Source organism: Pseudomonas eucalypticola, from assembly GCF_013374995.1.
In the GTDB taxonomy this organism is placed as follows: domain Bacteria; phylum Pseudomonadota; class Gammaproteobacteria; order Pseudomonadales; family Pseudomonadaceae; genus Aquipseudomonas; species Aquipseudomonas eucalypticola.
This window is the reverse complement of the sequence record NZ_CP056030.1, coordinates 2,505,361-2,527,578: the sequence shown is the minus strand read 5'-3', so window position 1 is coordinate 2,527,578 and position 22,218 is coordinate 2,505,361. Positions and strand designations below refer to the sequence as shown.

The following is a 22,218-nucleotide window of genomic DNA, read 5'->3' as shown; positions in this document are numbered from 1 at the left end:
GGGCCTCAATGAGTGGCTTGGGCGGCTTGCTCTTCCATGTGCTTGCGCAGGCTCAGGGGGCGCATGTCGGTCCACACTTCTTCGATGTAGGCCAGGCACTCTTTCTTGAAACCGCTCTTGCCAACGGTGCGCCAGCCGTTGGGCACGGCCTTGTAGTCAGGCCAGATGGAGTATTGCTCTTCGTGGTTGACCACTACCTGGAACAGGATGTCTTCGCGATCGAATACGGAGGTCATGGTGTTTTTCCTTGAGTGGAGGGTGGGTGTGTTATCAAGACGTTTGTGGGCTGATGGAAATTAGCGGTTGCACCGTTCGACGTGAAGTTCTTCGCGTCGTGGCTCACCCCAACGCCGCTGCCAGAGCCCGAGCAAAAATCCTCGCCACTTCATCGATCTGCTGCGCAGTGATGATCAACGGTGGCAGGAACCGCACCACGCTGCCATGGCGCCCGCCCAGTTCGATGATCACCCCGCGTTTGAGGCATTCACGCTGAATGCGGCTGGCCAGCGCCGGGTCCACGGGCGGGTGCCCCAGCACGTCCGGCTTGCCGTTGGGGTCGACGATCTCGACACCCAGCATCAACCCGCGGCCGCGCACGTCGCCCAGTTGCGGGGTGTGGCGCTGCAGGCCCTGCAGGTGTTCGCGCAGGCGCTGGCCCATGTCGGCAGCATGCTGCACCAGGTTTTCCGACTCGATGTAGCGGATGACGGCGGAGCCGGCGGCCATGGCCATCTGGTTGCCGCGGAAGGTGCCGGCGTGTGCGCCCGGCTGCCAGGTGTCGAGCCAGTCACGGTAGACCATCACCGACAACGGCAGGCTGCCGCCGATGGCTTTGGACAGCACCACCACGTCAGGGACGATGCTGGCGTGTTCGAAGGCAAAGAGTTTGCCGGTACGGCCGAAGCCGGTCTGGATTTCGTCGACGATCATCGCCACGCCGGCGCGGGCGGTGATTTCACGCACGCCTCGCAGCCAGGCGTCAGCGGCTGGAATCACCCCGCCCTCGCCCTGAACCACTTCCACGATCACCGCCGCGGGCGGTTGCACGCCGCTTTCCGGGTCGTTGAGCAGGTTGTCGAGGTAGCGCAGGTTGACGTCCACGCCCTGCTGGCCACCGAGGCCGAACGGGCAGCGGTAGTCATACGGGAACGGCATGAATTGCACGCCCTGGCTGAGCAGCGCGCCCAAGGGCGTCTTGGCCTTGAGGTTGCCCATCAGGCTCAAGGCGCCCTGACTCATGCCGTGGTAGCCGCCCTGGAAGGCGATGACCGTGCTGCGTCCGGTGGCGATGCGCACCAGCTTCAGCGCGGCTTCTACCGCGTCGGTGCCGGTGGGGCCAGTGAACTGGATCTTCGCCTGCTTGGCGAATGCCGGCGGCAGTACCGCGAACAGGTCCTGGACGAAACGGTCCTTGACCGGGGTGCTCAGGTCCAGGGTGTGCAGGGGCAATTCGTCGTCCAGCACCTGGCGGATGGCGTCGATCACCACCGGGTGGTTGTGGCCCAGCGCCAGGGTACCGGCCCCGGCCAGGCAGTCGATGAAGGTACGCCCCTCGACGTCTTCGACGTGAATGCCACGGCCGCGCTTGAGCGCCAGGGGGATACGCCGCGGGTAGCTGCGCGCGTTGGACTCCTGCAGTTTCTGGCGCGCCAGGATGGGGTTGTCCTCGAACTGATAGTCCTTGTCGGCGACGTCGCTGCTGCCTGGTTTTTCGGCCAACACTGTGCTCATTGCTGTGCTCCTGAAAGGGAAGATAAAAAGCCGAGGGAGTGCCCGGGCGCATCGGCGCCCGGTGTGTTGAAACGGTCTGCGGGTGTCACAGCGCCTCCAGCCGCGCCATCAGGTCATCGATACGGCTGACCTTCTGCTCGTCCAGCGCGCTGCCGCCCAGCTCCTCGATGTGCCGTGCCAGTGCCTGCACCGTGCTGCACTCGAACATCGCCCGCAGCGGTACGTTGCGTTGCAGCGCCTGCTGCACGCGCGAGGCAATCTGGGTGGCCAGCAGCGAATGCCCGCCCAGGTCGAAGAAGTTGTCGGTGACGCCCACGCGCTCGGCGCCCAGTACCTCGGCCCAGATACCGGCCAAGGTGCGTTCCAGGTCGCTGGACGGCGCCTGGTACTGCAGCGCCGTGCCGAACGCCAGGGCGGGCAGCGCCTTGCGGTCGAGCTTGCCGTTGGCGTTCAGCGGCAACTGGTCCAGGGCCTGCCAGTGGCGCGGCACCATGTATTCGGGCAGGGTCTGGCCCAGGTGCTGCTTGATGGTTTGCCAGTCATCGCTGCCCACCACGTAGCCCACCAGATAATGGCCGCTGGCGGCCTGCTGGGCGGCTACGGCGGCATCGCGGACTTGCGGCAGTTCGCGCAGGCGCGCTTCGATTTCCCCCAGTTCGATGCGGTAGCCGCGGATCTTCACCTGGTGGTCGACACGGCCGACGTAGGCCAGCACCCCGTCGGCGTTACGGCGGGCCAGGTCGCCACTGCGGTACAGGCGTTCGCCCGGCGCACCGAACGGGTTGGGCAGGAAACTGGCGGCGGTGCGAGCAGGGTCACCCAGATAGCCACGGCCCACGCCCGTGCCAGCAATGAACAGCTCGGCATCGGCCAACAGCGGCACTGGCGCCAGGTCGTCGCCCAACAGGTACAACCGGTTATTGTCGGTCGGCGTGCCGATGGGCAGGTAACTGCCGGCGCTGGCGGCTTCGTCCACCTTGAACAGCGCCACGTCGTCGCTGCATTCGGCCGGGCCGTAGGCATTCACCAGCGGTACCGCCGGGTAGGTCTGCAGCCACTGGCGCGCCAGGGCCGGTGGCATGGCTTCACCGGTGGGCAGCAGCCAGCGCAGGCCGTCCAGGGCGTCGGCCGGCTCGGCCAGCAGGCTCTGGATCAGCGACGGCACGCTTTCCAGCACGGTGATGCCGGTGTCGCGGACATGGCCCAGCAGCGCGGCCGGGTCATGGGCGATGGCGTCCGGGACGATCTGCACCCGCGCGCCGCACAACGCGGCGGTGAGGAACTGCCACACCGAAATGTCGAAGCTCTGGGAGGCGGTCTGGGCGATCACGTCGTGTTCGTCCAGGGCCAGGTACGGCACTTTGCTCAGTTGGTTGTTGAGCATGCCCGCCTGATGCACCGCCACGCCCTTGGGCACGCCGGTGGAACCGGAGGTGTAGATCACGTAGGCCAGGTGCTGGCCGCTGACTTGCACCCCGGGCGCGTTATCGCTGCCCTGCGCGGCTTGTACCTGGTCCCACACCACCAGGCGCGGGCGGGCCACGCCGGCAGGCAGTTCATCGACTACCCGCTGTGCCAACCCCTCGCATCCGGCGGTACACACCAGCACTGGCGCCCGGCTGCGTTCGACGATACCCGCCAGACGTGGCTGCGGGTGGGCGGGGTCCAGTGGCAGGTAACCGGCGCCGGCCTTGAGGCTGCCGACGATCATGCCCAGCAGCGGCAAGCCACGCTCGGCCAGCAGCGCCACCGGCTGGTCCGGTTGCACGCCCGCGGCCAGCAACGCGTGGCCCAGGCGGTTGGCGTAGCGCTCCAGTTCGCCATAGCGCCACTGCTCGCCCAGGCAGGCGGCGGCGATGCGCTCGGGGTGCGCTGCCACCCGGGCCTCGAACAGCGGCACGTAGCCCTGTTGCAACGGATAGTCGCGGGCACTCTGGTTGCAGTCCTGCAGCACCTGTTGGCGCTCGTCGTCGGCCAGCAGCGGCAAAGCGTCCAGGTCCTGGTCGAAACCATCGGCCAGGGCCAGCAACAAGCGCTGGAAGTCGCCCAGCAAGCGCTTGATGGTAGCGGCTTCGAAGAAACGTTGGTCGTAGGACAGGTGCAGGCCCAGGTCGTCGCCCGGGTAGCAGACCACGGTCAGCGGGTAGTTGGTGTGGGTGCGGCCCGAGCCGGACTTGGCGTTCAGGCCTTCGGCACCTTCCAGCACGGTGGCGTCCACCGGGGCGTTTTCGAACACGAACAGGCTGTCGAACAGCGCCTGGCCCTTGGGCAGCTCGCTGCACTCCTGGATGCTCACCAGCGGCAGGTGCTCGTGTTCACGCAACGCCAGGTTGCTTTCAAATAGCTGTTGCAGCCATTGGCGCACGCTCAGTTTTTGCCCAGGAGCCGGCATGCCGACGCGCAATGGGATGCTGTTGATGAACAGCCCCACGCAGTGCTGCATCTGCGGCAGGCTGGCCGGGCGCCCGGCCACGGTGACGCCGAACAGCACGTCGCGCTCGCCGCTGTAGCGGCGCAGCACCAGGGCCCACGCGGCCTGGGCGAAGGTGTTGACGGTCAGTTGGTGGGCCTGGGCCAGCTCACGCAGGCGCGCACCCTGCTCGGGCAACAGACGGCTGTGCAGGTCACCTACGCGCATGCCGCCGTTGTCGTGCAGAATCGGCCGGTCGCTGGGGATGTACGTAGGGCGTGCAAAGCCTGCCAGGGTCTGGCGCCAGTACTGCTGGGAGCTCTCCAGGCCCTGGTGGTGCAGCCAGGCGATGAATTCGCGGTAACGCGGCGGCGTTGCCAGGCGCGCTTCGCTGCCCTGCTCCAGGGCTCTGTAGATGGCCAGGAAGTCGCCCATCATGATCGAGCGGCACCAGGCGTCGATGAGAATGTGGTGGTTGCTCATGATGAACCAGTGCTGCTCGGACGCCAGGCGAATCAGGCGCAGGTGCAGCGGTGGCCGCTCCAGCAGCTCGAAGCCGGCCAGGCGCTCGCGCTCCAGCAAGGCTTGCAGGCGCGCTTCGTGCCCGTCGGCGGGCAGCGCGCTCCAGTCCAGGAATTCGACGCCGTCGCCGTCGCCGCGGTGGATGATCTGCAGCATCTGCTCGCCGGCGCTCCAGCAGAACGACGCACGCAGGGCTTCATGGCGGGCCACCACGGCGCGCCAGGCGCGGTCGAAGCGGTCCACGTCCAGGGCGCTGTCGATGCTGTAGCGGTCCTGCATGAAATAGATCCCGGTGCCGGGTTCCAGCAAGGTGTGCAGCAACAGGCCTTCCTGCATCGGCGTCAGCGGGAACACGTCTTCAATGGTGTCGAGGGCCAGTGGCAGCGCATCGAGTTGGGCCTGGTCGAGCCGTGCCAGGGGGAAGTCCGACGGCGTGATGCCCCCGGCCTCGGGTTGCAGACAGTGCTCGATCAGCGCCTGCAGGGTGCGCTGGTAGGCTTGGGCCAATTGCTCGATGGTCTCGATGCGGAACAACCGCTCGCTGAAGGTCCAGCGCAGGGTCAGCTCGCCGCCGAACACCTGGCCGTCCACGCTCAACCAGTTCGGCAACGTGGCTTCACCGCTGTGCTGGGCGCCAACGGGCTCGGCCAGCGGGCGCAGCAGCGCGCCCTCGGCAAAGTCCTGGTCGAACTGGCCCAGGTAGTTGAAGGTGATACGCGCCTCGGGCAAGGCCGCCATGGCGGCGCGGCTGGCGGGGTCGGCCAGGTAGCGCAGCACGCCATGACCCAAGCCCTTGTGCGGCACGCCGCGCACTTGTTCCTTGACGGCCTTGAGGCTGTCGCCGGCGGTGGCGGCCGGGGTCAGGTGCAGGGGGTAGGCGCTGGTGAACCAGCCGACGCTGCGACTCAGGTCCAGCTCATCGAACAACTCTTCACGACCGTGACCTTCCAATTGCACCAGGGCCGACGGCTGGCCGGTCCAGGTGCACAGCGTCTGGGCCAGGGCGGTGAGCAGCAGGTCTTCCACCCGGGCGCGGTAGGCCTGGGGCGCCTGTTGCAGCAACTGGCGGGTGGCCTCGGCGCCCAGGGTCAGGCTGACGCTGCGGGCGTCGCGCTCCAGGTTGGGGTTGCCGGTGAAGTCACGGGGCAGGTCGACCGGCGCATTGGCCAGATGAGCCTGCCACTTGTTCAGCTCTTCACGCAGCGATTCGCTGCCGGCGTAGGCCCCCAGGCGCTGGGCCCAGTCACGCACGGCACTGGTCTTGGCCGGCAGGCTGACGGCCTGGTCCTGCTCCAGCTGGCGATAGGCCGTTTGCAGGTCTTCGAGCAACACCCGCCAGGACACCCCGTCCACCACCAGGTGATGGATGGCCAGCAACAGCCGTGGCTGTTCGCCCGGCACCAGCACGGCGCGCAGGAGCGGACCCTGATGCAGGTCGAGACTTCGCTGGGCCTGCTCGAACAGCGCCAGGCGCTGCTCGGCGCTGGCGGCCTCACGCTGCCACAGCAACGTGTGGCGGGCATCGATGGCGGCGTAGTGGGCCTGCCACTGGCCATCGCTGTCGGCGCTGAAACGCAGGCGCAGGGCGTCATGGTGGCTGACCAGCGCTTGCAGTGCCTGCTCCAGCAGATCGGCCTGCAAGGGTTGCTCGGCGCCCAGCAGCAGCGACTGGTTCCAGTGCTGCGGCGCGGCCAGGTCCTGATCGAAGAACCAGTGCTGGATCGGTGTCAGGGCGCTGGCACCCGTGACCGGGCCCTGGTCGATGCTGACCTGCTGGCTCTGCCGGGCCACGACGGCCAGGGTGCGCACGGTCTGGTGCTGGAACAGGTCCTTGGCGGTGAAATGAATGCCCGCCTGACGGGCGCGGCTGACCACCTGGATGGAGAGGATCGAGTCGCCGCCCAGGGCGAAGAAGTTGTCGTCGACACCCACCCGGGCGACGCCCAGCACGCCCTGCCAGACCTCGGCCAGGCCGCGTTCCACCGCCGTGCTCGGCGGCTGGTAGCTGTGTCGGCTGGCCTCGACATCGGGGGCTGGCAAGGCGCGGCGGTCGAGCTTGCCGTTGGCGGTCAGCGGGAATTGTTCCAGCACCATCAGGTGCGCGGGCACCATGTGTTCCGGCAGGCCGGCGTGCAGGTGCGCACGCACCTGGTCCAGGTTCAGGTCGGCTTCAGCCAGCAGGTAGCCGGCCAGTTGCTTGCCGGCCGGGCCGTCGACCGCCAGGACCACAGCTTCGCGCACTTGCGGGTGGGTCAGCAGTCGCGCTTCGATTTCGCCCAGCTCGATACGGAAGCCACGCACCTTGACCTGATGGTCGATCCGCCCCAGGTATTCCAGCTGGCCATCGGCCCGCTGGCGCACCAGGTCACCGGTACGGTACAGGCGGCCGCCACCGCTGGCGTCAAAGGGGTCGGCGACGAAACGTTCGGCGCTCAGCCCCGCGCGGCCATGGTAGCCGCGGGCAAGGCCCTGGCCACCCACGTACAGTTCGCCCGTGGCGCCGGCCGGCACCAGGGCCAGGTCGGCATCCAGCACGTACAACTGGCGGGCACCGACCACGCGCCCGATCGGCACGTTGGCCGCGTCATCGGCCAGGGTGGCGTCCACGGCGCAGGCGGTCGGCATGACCACGGTTTCGGTGGGCCCGTAGGCGTTGAACAGGGTGTGCGGTGCGAAGGTTTCGCGCAGGGTGTGGACATGTTCCGGGGTCAGCGCCTCGCCACCGGTGATGCACAGCCGTACCGGCAGGCGTTCATCGCGGCTACGCAGCCATTGGGCCAACTGGCCGCCGTAGCTGGGGGTGAAGCCCAGCACGTTGATGCCTTGGGTGCGGATCAGTGCGCAGATGGCCTCGGCGTCCCATTGGCCCTGCTCGCGCAGCACCACGTGGGCGCCGAACAGCAGCGGCACCAGCAGGCGCTCGCTGGCGGCGTCGAAGTTGATGGAATAGAAATGCAGCTCGCAATCGGCCGGTGTGGTGCCGAACAGCGTGCCTACGGCCAGGCAGTGCATGGCCAGTGGCCCCTGGTCCACGGCCACGCCCTTGGGCAGGCCGGTGGAGCCGGAGGTGTAGATCATGTACGCCAGGTGCCCGGCGTGGCTGCGCTCAAGCGGGTTGCTGTCGGGGTAGCCGGCCAGGGCGGCCTGGTCCTGTTCCAGGCTCCAGGCCTGTACAGCGGTAGGCAGTGCCCCCTGTTGCAGCCATTCGTCATGGCCCAGCAGCACGCTGATGCCGCTGTCCTCGATCATGTAGCGCAGGCGCTCGTTGGGGTATTCGGGGTCCAGCGGCACGTAGGCGCCGCCGGCCTTGAGGATGGCCAGCAGGCCCACCACCAGGTCCACCGAGCGGCGCAGCGCCAGGCCCACGCGCACCTCGGGGCCCACGCCCAGTTCGATCAGGCGATGGGCCAACTGGTTGGCCTGGGCATTGAGCTGGGCATAGGTCAGCGAGCGACCCGCGCAGGTCACTGCCAGGCCGTGCGGGGTGGCCAAGGCCTGGCGCTGGAACAGCGCCTGCACGCTGTCCACCTGCGCCACCGGCGCGTCGCCGCGGCCAGCGGCCACCAACGCCTGGTGCTCGTGGTCGGCCAGCAGCGGCAATTCGCTCAAGGCCTGTTGCGGGTTGGCCAGCATGGCGCGCAGCAGGTGCTGCCAGTGCGCGGCCATGACGGCGATGCGCGCTTCGTCGAACAGGTCCGAGCTGTAGGTCAGGCAGCAGCGCAGTTGCTCGTCGAAGTCAGTGACCTCCAGGTTCAGGTCGAATTTGGTGGCGCGGGCATCGTTGACCAGGTAATCCACCTTGACCCCGCCGGCCAGCTCGCGCTGCTGCTGGAACTCCCAGCGCTGCACGTTGCACATCACCTGGAACAGCGGGTTCCAGGCGGCGCTGCGCTCGGGCTGCAGGGTTTCGACCAAGTGGTCGAAAGGCACGTCCTGGTGGGACTGGCCGTCGATGGCCACTTGGCGCACCTGGGCCAGCAACTCGCTGACGGTCATGTGCCCGTGGGGGCGAATGCGCAGTACCTGGGTGTTGAGGAAGGCGCCGATCAGCCCTTCGCTTTCCGGGCGAATGCGGTTGGCCAGCGGCACGCCGATGCGCAAGTCATCCTGGCCGCTGTAGCGGTACAGCAGCACCGACAGTGCGGCGGTCATGGTCATGAACAGGGTCAGGCCGCGCTCGCTGTTGAAGCGGGTGACTTGCTGCGCCAGGTGTTCATCCAGGTCGAAGCGGTACAGCTCGCCGTGGTGGCTTTGCACGGCCGGGCGCGGGCGGTCGCTGGGCAGGGCCAGCAGCGGTTGCTCACCCCCCAGTTGTGCACGCCAGTAATCAAGCTGGCGCTGCATTTCGCCGCCTTCCAGCCACCCACGGTGCCAGGCGCTGTAATCCAGGTATTGCACCGGCAGTGGCGCCAGGGGCGAGTCACGGTCGTCGACGAAGGCCTCGTACAGGGCGCCCAGTTCACGGGCGAAAATGTCCATGGCCCAGCCTTCGGTGACGATGTGGTGCAGGGTCAGCAGCAGGTGGTGTTCGCGCTCGCCGCTCTTGACCAGGCACACCCGCAGCAATGGCCCGCGCTCCAGGTCGAAGGGCGCGTGGGCCTGCTCGTCGGCCAGGCGGGCGATGCTCGCTTCGCGCTCGACCGAGGCCTGGGCACTGATGTCCAGCCACTGCATGGCCACGTCCGAGCGGCTCGACACCTGCTGCCATGGCTTGCCGTCCTCGGAGGGGAAGGTGGTGCGCAGGCTTTCGTGGCGGTGAATCAACGCCTGCAGGGCGCGCTCGAAGCTGTCCACGTGCAGGGCACCGCGCAAGCGTGCCATGCCACCGACGTTGTAGGCCGGGCTTTGCGGGTCCAACTGCCAGAGGAACCACATGCGCTGCTGGGAATAGGACAGCGCCACGCGCTGCTGGCGGTCGACCAGGGCGATGGCGCCCTGCCCGTCCACCTGGCCGTCGGCCTTGGCGCGGGCCACCCAGGCGGCGAAGTCTTCCAGGCGGCGCGACTCGAACAGACTGCGCAGCGGCAATTCCACCCCGAAGGCCTGACGCGCACGGGAAACGATGCGGGTGGCCAGCAGGGAATGCCCGCCCAGCTCGAAGAAATCATCGTCCAGGCCCACGCGGTCCAGCTCCAGCACCTGAGCCCAGATAGCCGCCAGTTCGCGCTCGACGGCATCGCGGGGGGCGCGGTACTCGCGCAGGCTGACGTCCGGCGCGGGCAAGGCGCGACGGTCAAGCTTGCCGGTCGGCCCCAGCGGCAGGGCCGCCAGGCGCAGGAAATGCGCGGGGATCATGGCGTCGGGCAGGCGTTGCTGCAGGGCGCCACGCAGGCGCGCCGCCAGCACCGCGGGGGGCTCTTCACCTTCCACCACCAGGTAGGCCAGCAGCTGACCGCCCCCGGCCCCCTCGCCCAGCACCACGGCAGCCTGCTGGACCCCTGGCTGCCCCAGCAAGGCGTTGCGGATTTCTTCGATTTCGATGCGCACGCCGCGCAGTTTCACTTGTTCGTCCAGGCGCCCCAGGTACTCCAGCGCACCGTCGTGGCGCCAGCGTGCCAGGTCACCGCTGCGGTACAGGCGGCCACCGCCCTCGGCGGGCAGGAAACGCGCGGCGGTCAGGGCTGGCTGGCCCAGGTAACCACGGGCCAGGGCATTGCCGCCCAGCAACAACTCACCCCGCGCACCGGCGGCGGCGACCTGCCAACTGGTGTCGCGAATCTGCACCTGGGCATTGCTCAAGGGACGGCCGATGGGCACCCGTGCGCCGGTCTCGTTGGCGCACGGCCAGTGGGTGACGTTGATGGCGCTTTCGGTCGGGCCATAGCGGTTGTGCAGGGCCACACCGGGCAAGCGCTCGTGAACGCGGCGGCACAGGTCGGCTGGCAGTGCCTCACCGCCGCTGAACAGGTGGCGCAGGCTGATGCACTGTTCCACCTGGGGTTCTTCGATGAACAGTTGCAGCAACGGCGGCACGAAGTGCAGCACGGTCACCCCCTGCTCGCGTACCAGCGTCACCAGGCGACGCGGGTCGCGGTGGTCACCGGCGCCGGCCAGGGCCAGGCGGCTGCCGGCGATCAGCGGCAGGAAGCACTCCCACAGCGACACGTCGAAGCTCAGGGAGGCTTTTTGCAGCAGGACGTCCTGTTCGTTGATGGCGTACTGGTGCTGCATCCACTCCAGGCGCTCGGCCAGGGCGCCGTGGCTGACGCCCACCGCCTTGGGCTGGCCGGTGGAACCGGAGGTGTAGATCACGTAGGCCAGGTTGTCAGGGTGCAGGGCCAGCGCTGGCGCCTGGGTGCTGCCTTGGCCATGGGCCACGCCGTCCAGGGCCAGGCTGGCGCAGCCCGTGGCCTCGGCGAAGCGGTCGAGCAGGGCCTGCGGACCCAGCAACAAGGCGATGGCGCTGTCCTTGAGCATGAAGGCCAGGCGCTCATGGGGGTAGTCGGGGTCCAGGGGCACGTAGACGCCCCCGGCCTTGGCGATCGCCACCAGGGCGACCATGAGTTCCAGGGAGCGCTCGCCGAGCACGCCCACCCGCACTTCCGGGCCCACGCCCTGCTCGCGCAGGCGCAGCGCCAGGGCATTGGCGGCATGGTCCAGGGCCGCGTAGGTCAGGGTCTCGCTCCCACAGACCAACGCCGTGCGCTCCGGGGTTTTCGCCGCTTGTCGCGCCAGGCGCTCTGACAGCAGCCAGCCCACTTCGGGCTGAGGCGCTGTGCCCCAGGTCTGCTGTTGCGCCAACTGACGCTCGTCCAGCAAGGGAATATCGCCCACGGCCTGCCGAGGGTCGCTGCACAGTTGCGCCAGCAGGGTCATGAAATGCCCGCCCAAGCGCTGGATGGTGCTGGTTTCGAACAGCGCTTCGGCATAGTCAAATGATACGCGCAGGCGGCCCTGGGGGTCTTGTTCGCTGTGCAGCTGCAGGTCGAACTTGGCCTCGCGGCTGTGCCACGGCAGCTCTTCGGCGAACAACCCCGGCAGGCGGCGCAAGGCGCTGGTGTCGCGCTGCAGGTGGTTGAACATCACCTCGAAACCGGCGGCGTCACCCAGGGCTGCGCTGACCTGTTCGTAGTCCGGCGCCTGGTGAGCGTGAGCGTCCAGCACGGTGGTGCGCACGCTGGCCAGCAACGCGTCGAACCCGGCGCGGCCATCGACCGAATTGCGCAGCACCTGGGTGTTGATGAAGAAACCCACCAGCCCTTGGCTGTGGCGGTGCTCCCGGGTGGCGCTGGGCACACCGACGCGAATGTCGGTCTGGCCAGTGTAACGGTGCAGCAGTACCTGATAGGCAGCCAGCATCAGCATGAAGGTGCTGACACCCTGGGCCTTGGCGGTGGCCGCCACCTGTTGGCACAGGGTGGCGGGCAGGTTCAGGCTCAAGCGCCGCGCGGGTGATGCTTTCAGCCCACGGGCGTGGTCCAGGGGCAGCGCCAGCGCCTCACGTTCGCCGCCCAATTGCGCTTGCCAGTAGGCCAGCGCTGGCGAAGGGTCGGTGGCGCGGGCCTGCAGCCAGGCCAGGTAGTCACCGTGGTTGAGGGGCAAGGCTGGCAAGCTCGCCGATGGGTCGGCGTACAGGCGTGCGAACTCGTCGAGCAAGATCGCGAACGACCAGCCATCGGCGACGATGTGGTGCACGGTGACCAGCAGCAGATGGTCCTGGTCATCGATCTGCACCAGGCGCACGCGCAGCAACGCGCCCTCCTCCAGGTCGAAGGGGGTGTTGGTTTCCTGGGCGACGATGGCCTGGGCCAGGTCCTCGCGCATTTCCGGCGCTACATCGCGCAGGTCATCGTGCTGCACGGTGAAGTCTGCGCCATCGGCGACCTGCTGCCACACCACGCCATCCTGTTCGAAGAAGTAGCTGCGCAGGCCATCGTGGCGTTGCACCAGGGCCTGGAATGCACTGTTCAACGCCGCATGGTCCAGCTCGCCGCGCAGGCGCAGCCCGCCCGGCACGTTGTAGGCGATGCTGTTGGGTTGCAACTGCCACAGGAACCACAGGCGGCTTTGGGCGGCGGTCAGTGGCAGGGGCTGGCCCGGCACGCGGGTAACCGGCGCTTCAAGCGGTTCACCGCGGGCCAGGGCCTGGACTTCGGCGATAAAGTCTTCAAGCGCCGGGGCTTCGTAGAGGGTGCGCAAGGCCAGGTCGATGCCCAGCTCGTCGCGCAGTTCGGCGATCATCTGGATGGCCTGGATGGAGTTGCCACCCTGGCTGAAGAAGCTGGCGCCGGGCTCCAGCGCTTCGACCTTGAGGGCTTCACGCCACAGCCGGGCCACCTGTTCGGGCAAGGCCTCGGCCAGCGGTGCACTGGCGGCCTTGGCCGGACCCGCCTGCCACTGGGCCACGCAGGCCAGGCTGCCATCGCGCCATTGCGCGGCGCACGCCGAGCGTTGCAACTTGCCGCTGGAGGTCTTGGGCAGGCTGCCGGGGTCCAGCAACAGCACCACTGCGGGGGTTTCGTGGTGAACGTCGGCGACCTGGGCGCGCACCTGCTCGATCAGCTCATCCAGGGGCTGCTGCTTCTGCGCCCGACGGCCGACTTCGGCCGCGACGCCGAACGCTTCCACGCCCTGATGCTGCAGGGCGAATACCGCCACCCGGCCTTTGCGCACGGCTTCGACCCGGGTTTCGACGGTGCGCTCGATGTCCTGGGGGTAGAGGTTCTGGCCGCGGATGATCAGCATGTCCTTGAGGCGGCCGCTGACGTACAGCTGACCACCATGCATGAAGCCCAGGTCGCCGGTACGCAGCCAGGTCTGGCCGTCACGTTGCACGAAGGCACGGGCGCTGGCCTCGGGGTTGCGCCAGTACCCCTGGGCGACGCTGGGGCCGGTGCTGCAGATTTCGCCGACCTCGCCAGGGGCCAGCAGCTGCTGGCTCACCGGGTCGAGGATCTGCACTTCATGCTCGGGCTGCGGCCAGCCGCAGCTCATCAAGCGGGCGCCCACGCCGGGCACGGCGCGGTTGGCGGCCAGGGCGTCGGCATCCAGGTCCAGGGCGTCGATGCCTTGCCCCGTGCGGCTGCCGGAGACAAACAGCGTGGCCTCGGCGAGGCCATAGCTGGCCAGGTACGCGGTGCGATTGAACCCGCACACGGCGAACCGTTCGGCGAAGTCATCAAGGCTGTCCTGGCGGATCAATTCAGCGCCGGAAAACGCCACGCGCCAGCGGCTCAAGTCCAACCCCGCCAGCTTGCTGTCGGCGATGCGTTCGTGGCACAGGCGGTAGGCGAAGTCCGGGCCACCGCTGATGGTGCCGCCGAAACGGCTGATCGCGTCCAGCCAGCGCAGCGGCCGTTCGAGGAAGTACTGCGGTGACATCAGCACCACCATGACGCCGCTGTAGATGCCCTGCAGCAGGCCACCGATCAGGCCCATGTCGTGGTACAGCGGCAACCAGCTGACGATGACCTCGCCGTCGTCGATGCCGTAGCCCTGGCGAATCAGCCAGGCGTTGGCCTCCAGGTTGCCGTGGCTGACCTGCACGCCTTTGGGGGTGGAGGTGGAACCGGAGGTGTATTGCAGGAAGGCGATGTCTTGGGGCTGGGGCAACTCAGCGGTCCAGTCCTTGGTTGCTTCGATTTCGTCCACCGCTACCAGGCCCGGCATCGCCAGGCCGTTGGCCTGGGCGGTATCGCGCAGCGTGGGCAATAGGTGGGCGGTGGTGAGGATCACCGTGGGCTCGGCGTCGCCGATGATCGACACCAGGCGCTCCAAGTGTTGCGGGCGCATGGACTCTGGCGGATAGGCCGGCACCGCGATCACTCCGGCGTACAGGCAGGCGAAGAACCCGGCCACGTAGTCCGGCCCGCTGGGCAACAGCAACAGCGCGCGCTCGCCGCGACCGGCACGCTGAGCCAGGGCCGAGGCGATGGCGCGCGCCCGGGCGTCCAACTGCCCGTAGCTGAGCAGGACACCTTCGTCGCTGTGCCCGTCGAGAAAGCGCAGGGCAGGCGCCTCGGGCTGCCGGGCGGCGTGCCGCGCCAGTGCGTGAGCCAGGGAAGTCGGGCGCTCGAAGATAGTGGCCATCGCTGTATCGGTCCTCAGATCCATGCTTGGGGAACGGCCGCTCGTGGGAGGAGTGGTCGTTTTCATAGGAACGAAGACGGGTGAGCGCGAAGGGAAATTAGGAGGGGTTACATCTGTTTCGGGCTAGTTATGCCTGAAGGATCACCTTTGCCGCCTTGATAGCACCCACACAAATCTGCAGCGAAAAAACAAGGCGAAACCGGTGATGTCACTGGCATAACTGGCCCGAAACAGATGTGGGACCGGGCGCCAGCTCGGGAAGCGCCGCGCGGGCGGCGCACGATCTTGAGGCCGCCAACAGCATCAAGCCTTGCACCTGGGTGCCCTGCCCCAATCCCTGTCCTGCCCTGCTACCCCAGCAACCCCACCATCGCCCCCCTGTGCCGACGCTGCGCCGCATACGCCACCTCAGGCCGAAACCGCACGTCATCGCCCGGCAGGCACTGCGCCAACCGCGCGACCGCCAGCGGGCTCAAGGCGCCCAGCCGGGGGTACCCACCAATGGTCTGGCGGTCATTGAGCAACACGATGGGCTGACCATCGGGCGGCACTTGCACCGCGCCCAGGGGGATGCCCTCGGACACCAGCCCCGGCCCCCCGTAGTGCAGCGGCGTGCCGGTCAGGCGCAGGCCCATGCGGTCGCTGCGGGTGTCGACGGTCCAGGGCTGGTCGAACGCGTTGAACAGGCTCTGGCCACTGAAGCCGCCTGCCTGGGCACCCAGGATCAGTTCAAGTTCGGCCGGCGCACGCAGGTCCGGGATCAGCGCCATGGGCACGGCGCGGATCACCGTGGCTTCGGCCTGCCACCGCAAGCAATCGCCTGGGGCCAGCGCTTGGCCCTGGCCGTCGAGCCCACCCAGGCCTTCGCGGGCCACCGTGGCGCAACTGCCCGCCAGCAATGGCGCACACAGGCCGCCGGGCGCAGCCAGGTAAGCACGGGCACCGCAACGGGGGCTGGCGAAGCACAAGCGCTGGCCGGCCTGCACCTTGAAAGGGCGCCAGACGTCCACCGGCTGGCCATCCAGGGTGGCCCCCAGGTCGGCACCGGCCAGGGCCAGCCAGCCTTCGCCCTGGCAGTGCAATTGCAAACCGCCCAGGGTAACTTCCACCACCGCAGCCCCCAGCGGGTTACCGAGCATCCAGTTGGCCCACGACTGGGCCAGCCAATCGAGGGCGCCCCCCTGGGTCAGGCCCAAATGACGAACGCCGAAGCGACCGCTGTCCTGCAACGTGGCCAGGGCCCCGCCCTGCTCCACCATCAATGTGCTCATGGCGTGGCCTCCATGGGGGTGTCGTCGCCACCCAGGCGCAGGAATTCTTCGCGCTGGACGGGTACATAGCGCACCCGGTCGCCGGGGCGCAACAGGCTGAAGCCCTCCAGCGACGGGTCGAACAACCGCGCCGGGCTGCGCCCTACCAGGTTCCAGCCACCCGGCGATACGGCGGGGTAAATGGCCGTCTGACGCTCGGCGATACCGACGCTGCCGGCGGCCACTTTCTGCCGTGGCGTGGCCAGGCGTGGGCTGGCCAGGCGCGGGTCGACCAGGCCCATGAAGGCAAACCCCGGGGCGAAACCCAAGGCGAACACCGAGTACGGGCGGCCGCTGTGCAAGGCGATCAGTTCGTCGACGCTGAAGCCGCGCTGGCGAGCCAGGGCTTGCAGGTCAGGCCCTACGCTTGGGTGGTACCACACCGGCAGCGCCAGTTCGCGCCCGCTGCTCGCCTGCGCAGGTGCCAGGTCAACCAGGGCTTGCCGGCACAAGGCACGGGCTTGCGCGTCGTCCAGTTGCATCAGGTCGTACTGCAGCATCAGCGTGGTGTACGACGGCACCAACTCCACCAGGGCGGCACCGAAAGTGCCGCGCAGCCGGTCCGCGGCGGCCAGCAACCACGGTACGTTGGCTTCGTCGATCACCTCGAACAGGCGCACGGTCAGGCAGTCAATGGCCGCGACTTCGATGGCTGGGGTCATGCCACCAGCCCGTCCAGCGCCTCGCGAATCTGCTTGACGGCGGCCACCGAGCCGGGATTGTCGCCATGCACGCACAGGGTGTCGACCTGCAGACGCAGGGTGCTGCCGTCGCGGGCCACCAGCGGCTCGCCACGGGCCAGCCCCAGCGCTTGGGCCACCACTGCCTGTGGGTCGTGATGCACCGCGCCGGGCAGGCGGCGGCTGACCAGTTGGCCATCGGGCTCGTACGCGCGGTCGGCGAAGGCTTCGAACCACAGGGCCAGCCCCACTTCGTCGGCCAGCGCCTGGCTGGCGCGGTTGTCGGCGGTGGCCATGAGCATCAGCGGCAACTGCGGATCGTAGGCGCGCACGGCATTCATCACCGCACGCAGGCGCACCGGGTCGGCCATCATGTCGTTGTACAGCGCGCCGTGGGGTTTGACGTACTGCACGCGGCTGCCTTCGGCACGACACATGGCGTCCAGGGCGCCTACCTGGTACAGCACCAGGTCTTCGATTTCCTGCGCCGAGCAGGCCATGCTACGGCGGCCAAAGCCCATCAGGTCCGGGTAGGCGGGGTGGGCGCCGATGCGCACCTGGTGCCTGACCGCCAGCGCCACGGTGCGGCGCATGGTGCCGGGGTCACCGGCGTGGAAGCCGCAGGCGATGTTGGCGCAGTCGATCAGCGGCATCACTTCATCGTCCAGGCCCAGGGTCCAGGCGCCGAAGCTTTCGCCGATGTCGCAGTTGAGCAGGGGGCGTTTCATCAGGGGGCTCCCGGTTTTTTGGGGGGTACCTGGCATTATGCTGGGTTTTGGGTAGGTGGGGGAAATACCCTGGGTACAGAACGCATTCGGTACACGGCTGCCAGCGCCGTGCAGCCCACAATTGGCAACCTGTCGATTTCTTAATCATCCTCCACGGAACACCTGCCCCTCCCTGCACTCCCACCCTTGATCCCCCCCTTCAAGGAGCCCCGCAATGCCCACAGCCGCCGATTTCATGGTCAACACCCTCAAGCAGGCAGGCGTCCAGCGCGTCTACGGCGTGGTTGGCGATTCGCTCAATGGCTTCACCGATTCCATGCGCCGCCTCGGCGGCCTGGACTGGGTGCACATGCGCAACGAAGAGTCCGGCGCGTTCGCCGCCGGCGCCGAAGCGCACCTGACCGGCGAACTGGCGGTGTGTGCCGGCAGTTGCGGGCCAGGCAACCTGCACTTGATCAACGGCCTGTTCGATTGCCACCGCAGCGGTGTACCCGTGCTGGCGATCGCCGCACACATTCCCAGCAGCGAAATAGGCATCGACTATTTCCAGGCCACCCACCCCGAGTCCCTGTTCAAGGACTGCAGCCACTACGTGGAACTGGTGTCACGCCCCCAACAGTTGCCCCAGGTACTGGAGCGTGCCATGCGCGTAGCGGTCAGCCGCCGGGGCGTGGCCGTGGTGGTGATCCCCGGTGACGTGGCGCTGGAATCGCTGGATGCACCGGTGAGCCAGTGGCTGGCACCGCAACCGCCGGTGGTGGTACCAGAGGCGCTGCAACTGGACGAGCTGGCGCACTTTCTCGAAGCCGGCAAGCGCATCACCCTGCTGTGCGGCGCGGGCTGCGCCGGCGCCCATGAGGAAGTGGTGGCGTTGGCGCGCCGGCTCAAGGCCCCCATCGTCCATGCCTTGCGCGGCAAGGAACACCTGGAATACGACAACCCCTACGACGTGGGCATGACCGGGCTGATCGGCTTCGCCTCGGGCTTCAACGCCATGAAGGCCTGCGACACCTTGCTGATGCTGGGCACCAACTTTCCCTATCGACAGTTCTTCCCCGAGCACGGCCGCGTGGCCCAGATAGACCTGCGCCCCGAGGCGTTGGGCAACCGTTGCCCGCTGAAACTGGGGGTGATCGGCGACGTGCGCCATACGCTGCAGCAACTGCTGCCACGGCTGGCGGAACGCACGGATACGGCACACCTGGACACGGCGTTGGCCGACTACGCCAAAACCCGCAAAGACCTGGACAACCTGGCCGAGAGCGGCCCGAACAGCGCGACTATCCACCCCCAATACGTCAGCCGCCTGGTCAGCGAGATGGCCGACGCCGACGCCATCTTCACCTGCGACGTAGGCACGCCTACGGCCTGGGCCGCGCGCTACCTGAAGATGAACGGCCAGCGCCGCCTGATCGGCTCCTTCAACCACGGCTCCATGGCCAACGCCATGCTCCAGGCCATTGGCGCCCAGGCCGCCTGCCCTGGCCGCCAAGTGGTGTCGCTGTCGGGCGACGGCGGCTTCAGCATGATGATGGGCGATTTCCTGACCCTCAAGCAGGCCAGGCTGCCGGTCAAGGTGATCGTGTTGAACAACGGCACCTTGGGCTTCGTGGAAATGGAAATGAAGGCCAGCGGCTTCGTCGACGTAGGCTGCGACCTGGAAAACCCCAACTTCGCTGCCATGGCCGAAGCCATGGGGGTCAAGGGCATTCGGGTCGAGAAGCCCCAGGACCTGGAAGCCGCCCTGGCCGAAGCTTTCGCCCACGACGGCCCGGTGCTGGTGGACGTGGTCAGCGAGCGACAGGAGTTGATCATGCCGCCGGAAATCACGGCGGCCAACGTCAAGGGTTTTGGCCTGTTCATGATGCGGGCGGTGCTCGATGGCCGCGCGAAGGAACTGGTCAACCTGGCCAAGGGCAATTGGTGGCGGTAAAAGCCATGCAGCTGCGGCCCTGGGCTTGCCCCAGGGTCGCTGCAAAGGGGCTCGCGCTCCGATAGAGGCTGACGCGGCCTCGCGGCCGCCTGCTACAGAAATTGTACAAAAATTTGATTTCGTAGAACTTTCGTTACCGTTGGTCGGTCGGACTCTCCAGACTTTTACTGGACTGACCGATGCCCGCTTCTACCCTGCGCCTCGCCATACTTGGCCCCGGCCATGACGCTTTACCCCCCGCCAGCCCCCGCTTCACCGACCCCGCGGCGCTGTTTGCACAGCCGCCTTGCGACGTCGTGGTACTCACCGCAGGCGGCGAGCAGAATGCCCGCTGGGCCGAGCAACTGCGCCGCCACCCGGCCTACGGCCTGACCCTGATCTACTGCACCACCGATCACCCCCTGACCCAGGCCCTGACCGATGGCCCGTTGCCCGGCCAACTGCACGCCGCGTGGCAGCAGTGGCAGGAACGCCTGGCGGTGTTCAACCTGGGTCGCGCCCCCGAAGGCCTTGAAGCCCAGGTGCTGGCCTACCTGTGGTTGCGCGCGCCCGGCACCCTTAAAGCCGTGCGCGCGCCCCTGTCACCGGGGCACTACAGCTACCCGTTGGTGGATGCGCTGGGCGATGACCAGGTCAACGCCCATGCCCTTGTACACAACCTTGCGCAACGGCATCTGCTCGACAGCACCGCGCTGGTGGACCGCATCCGCCTGTGCCGCAGTTGCGGCAGCGGCCACCTGAACTACGTGGACGTGTGCGTGGAATGCACGGCCCTGGACATCGTGCGCCAGCCATCGCTGCACTGCTTCACCTGCGGCCACATCGGTGCCCAGGCCGAGTACCTCAAGGACGGTGTGCTGGTGTGCCCCAATTGCCTGACCCGCCTGCGTCACATCGGCACTGACTACGACCGGCCGCTGGAGAACTACCGCTGCAATGCCTGCCAGGCCTTCTTCGTCGACGCGGATGTCGAGGCGCGCTGCCTGGACTGCGGCCAGCACCACGCCCCCGACCAATTGCAGGTGCGCGAAATCCGCGATTACCAGTTGTCCGAAACCGGCCAGTTGACCGCGCGCCAGGGCCTGGAGCGCAGCAGCGACGCCTATTTCGGCGGGCTGGCCATGGTAGGGGTCAGCACCTTCAAGACCTTGCTCGACTGGCAACTGGAGCTGATCGCCCGCCATGGCACGCCGACCTTCGCGTTGCTGGGCCTGCGCTTCCGCAACCTGGGGGTCACCCTGCGCCGCCTGGGCCCGCAACGGGGCCACGCGCTGCTCGACAGCCTGATCGAGCGTATTCAGGTGGCGATCCGCGAGACTGACCGTTGCACCCGCACCAGCGAAGAACACCTGTGGCTGCTACTGATGTACACGGATGCGCCAGGCCTGCGGACGGTGACCGAGCGCCTCAACCAGATCAGCGAACTGTTCGTGGGCCAGGACCTGCAGGACATCCAGTTGACCACCAGCGGCTGCGTGGCGCCGGGGGACCTGATCGAGAAGGAAGATGCCGAACTGCTGATGGCGCGTCTGGCCGGGGCACTCTGATGGGCGTGTTACTGGACCACCTCAACGCCTGGCTGGCGCAGATCGAGGGGCCCAACGGTCACTGGCAATTATTCCTGATGGTCTTCCCGTACTTTTTGCTTCTGGAAGTGCCGCTCAACCTGCTGGTGCTGCTGGGTACCCTGCGCTGGTTCATTCGCGAGCACAGTGCGGTGCCGTTGCACCGCAACTGGCACCCGCGAGTGTCGGTGATCATCACCTGCTACAGCGAGGGCAAGGACGTCGAGCTGACCCTGCGTAGCCTGGCCGAACAGACGTACCCGGGGATGATCGAGATCATCCCTATCGTCGACGGCGCCAGCGCCAACGCCACGACCACCGAGGTGGTGCGCCGCTTCAAGGCCGAGCAACGCCTGCCGGCCAACCGCGTGCTGCGGCCCATCGCCAAGTGGCAGCGGGGTGGCCGGGTGTCGTCGCTGAACACCGGCCTGGCCTTCAGCAGTGGCGAGATCCTGATCAACGTCGACGGCGATACGTCGTTCGACAACGACATGGTGGTGCGCATGGTGCGCCACTTCGTCGACCCCAAGGTGCCGGCAGTGGCGGGCAGCCTGCGGGTGCGCAACGCCCGCCAGTCGTGGATCGCGCGCATCCAGGCGCTGGAGTATCTGCTGTCGATCCACATGTGCAAGATCGGCCTGGCGGAGTGGAACCTGGTGAACAATGTCTCCGGGGCCTTCGGCGCGTTTCGCCGCGACTTCCTGCGCCAGATCGGCGGCTGGGATACCCATACCGCCGAAGACCTGGACCTGACCCTGCGCATCAAGAGCTACTTCCGCCGCTACCGCTTGCGCATACCCTTCGAACCACGGGCCATCGGCCACACCGACGCACCGTCGACCCTGCGCAGCTTCCTCGACCAGCGCCTGCGCTGGGACGGTGACCTGTTCTTCGTCTACCTGCGCAAGCACCGCCATGCGTTCACGCCACGGCTGCTGGGCTGGCCGAACTTCCTCATGCTGATGCTCAGCGGGCTGTTCTTCCAGCTGGTGCTGCCCTTCATCATCCTGGGCTACAGCCTGGTGGCGGTGTTCATCCTGCCATTCAGTGCCTTCGTGTTCTATTCGCTGCTGATCTACGCCCTCTACCTGGCCATGAGCGGCCTGTTGTACCTGGGCCTGATGCTGATGGTCAGCGAACGGCCGCGCCAGGACCTGGCGCTGATCTGGATATTGCCGTTCTACCCCTTGGCGATGTACGCCCTGCGTTGCTGGAGCGTGGTCGCCATTCTCAATGAAACCCTGCGGCGCGGGCACGAGGAATCGAGCATGGCGCCCTGGTGGGTACTCAAACGGGCCAACCGGTTCTAA

At 67.6% G+C, this 22,218-nt stretch carries 9 protein-coding genes; 3 read left to right on the top strand and 6 right to left on the bottom strand.

What is annotated here, in order from left to right; genetic code table 11:
* Window positions 1-5 precede the first annotated feature (5 nt).
* The 6 genes from HWQ56_RS11565 to HWQ56_RS11540 form a co-directional block, all read right to left on the bottom strand.
* The gene (locus HWQ56_RS11565; RefSeq protein ID WP_158158254.1) at window positions 6-236 is read right to left on the bottom strand and encodes an MbtH family protein; all 231 of its coding nucleotides are present in this window, start codon (window positions 234-236) and stop codon (window positions 6-8) included.
* Window positions 237-339: 103 nt separating this feature from the next.
* Window positions 340-1,731 (bottom strand): aspartate aminotransferase family protein, encoded by a 1,392-nt coding sequence (locus tag HWQ56_RS11560; protein WP_176570564.1) that lies wholly within the window; start codon window positions 1,729-1,731, stop codon window positions 340-342.
* A gap of 85 nt (window positions 1,732-1,816) precedes the next feature.
* Entirely contained in the window at window positions 1,817-14,692 is a 12,876-nt protein-coding gene (locus HWQ56_RS11555) for a non-ribosomal peptide synthase/polyketide synthase (protein WP_176570563.1), read from the bottom strand.
* A 350-nt stretch (window positions 14,693-15,042) separates the two neighbouring features.
* Window positions 15,043-15,963: a 5-oxoprolinase subunit C family protein gene (locus HWQ56_RS11550; protein ID WP_176570562.1), complete on the bottom strand. Its 921-nt coding sequence runs from the start codon at window positions 15,961-15,963 to the stop codon at window positions 15,043-15,045.
* Window positions 15,960-16,664, bottom strand: coding sequence for a 5-oxoprolinase subunit B family protein (locus HWQ56_RS11545; RefSeq protein WP_176570561.1), 705 nt, complete (start codon window positions 16,662-16,664; stop codon window positions 15,960-15,962). The genes HWQ56_RS11550 and HWQ56_RS11545 overlap by 4 nt, the downstream gene beginning before the upstream one ends.
* The gene (locus HWQ56_RS11540; protein WP_158158644.1) at window positions 16,661-17,410 is read right to left on the bottom strand and encodes a 5-oxoprolinase subunit PxpA; all 750 of its coding nucleotides are present in this window, start codon (window positions 17,408-17,410) and stop codon (window positions 16,661-16,663) included. The genes HWQ56_RS11545 and HWQ56_RS11540 overlap by 4 nt, the downstream gene beginning before the upstream one ends.
* A 214-nt stretch (window positions 17,411-17,624) precedes the next feature.
* Here HWQ56_RS11540 and poxB point away from each other — a divergent pair, with 214 nt between their 5' ends.
* From poxB to HWQ56_RS11525, 3 genes are all read left to right on the top strand, one after another.
* Window positions 17,625-19,343 (top strand): ubiquinone-dependent pyruvate dehydrogenase, encoded by a 1,719-nt coding sequence (poxB, locus tag HWQ56_RS11535; protein ID WP_176570560.1) that lies wholly within the window; start codon window positions 17,625-17,627, stop codon window positions 19,341-19,343.
* A 179-nt stretch (window positions 19,344-19,522) separates the two neighbouring features.
* The gene (locus HWQ56_RS11530; protein ID WP_176570559.1) at window positions 19,523-20,890 is read left to right on the top strand and encodes a TackOD1 domain-containing metal-binding protein; all 1,368 of its coding nucleotides are present in this window, start codon (window positions 19,523-19,525) and stop codon (window positions 20,888-20,890) included.
* Entirely contained in the window at window positions 20,890-22,218 is a 1,329-nt protein-coding gene (locus HWQ56_RS11525; protein WP_176570558.1) for a glycosyltransferase family 2 protein, read from the top strand. Before HWQ56_RS11530 ends, HWQ56_RS11525 begins: the two co-directional genes overlap by 1 nt.

What these genes read in the sequence shown, in the direction of transcription:
- HWQ56_RS11540 (WP_158158644.1), bottom strand. Translation starts at nt 17,410, where the DNA reads ATGAAACGCCCCCTGCTCAACTGCGACATCGGCGAAAGCTTCGGCGCC.
- HWQ56_RS11555 (WP_176570563.1), bottom strand. Translation starts at nt 14,692, where the DNA reads ATGGCCACTATCTTCGAGCGCCCGACTTCCCTGGCTCACGCACTGGCG.
- HWQ56_RS11530 (WP_176570559.1), top strand. Translation starts at nt 19,523, where the DNA reads ATGCCCGCTTCTACCCTGCGCCTCGCCATACTTGGCCCCGGCCATGAC.
- HWQ56_RS11525 (WP_176570558.1), top strand. Translation starts at nt 20,890, where the DNA reads ATGGGCGTGTTACTGGACCACCTCAACGCCTGGCTGGCGCAGATCGAG.
- HWQ56_RS11560 (WP_176570564.1), bottom strand. Translation starts at nt 1,731, where the DNA reads ATGAGCACAGTGTTGGCCGAAAAACCAGGCAGCAGCGACGTCGCCGAC.
- poxB (WP_176570560.1), top strand. Translation starts at nt 17,625, where the DNA reads ATGCCCACAGCCGCCGATTTCATGGTCAACACCCTCAAGCAGGCAGGC.
- HWQ56_RS11545 (WP_176570561.1), bottom strand. Translation starts at nt 16,664, where the DNA reads ATGACCCCAGCCATCGAAGTCGCGGCCATTGACTGCCTGACCGTGCGC.
- HWQ56_RS11550 (WP_176570562.1), bottom strand. Translation starts at nt 15,963, where the DNA reads ATGAGCACATTGATGGTGGAGCAGGGCGGGGCCCTGGCCACGTTGCAG.
- HWQ56_RS11565 (WP_158158254.1), bottom strand. Translation starts at nt 236, where the DNA reads ATGACCTCCGTATTCGATCGCGAAGACATCCTGTTCCAGGTAGTGGTC.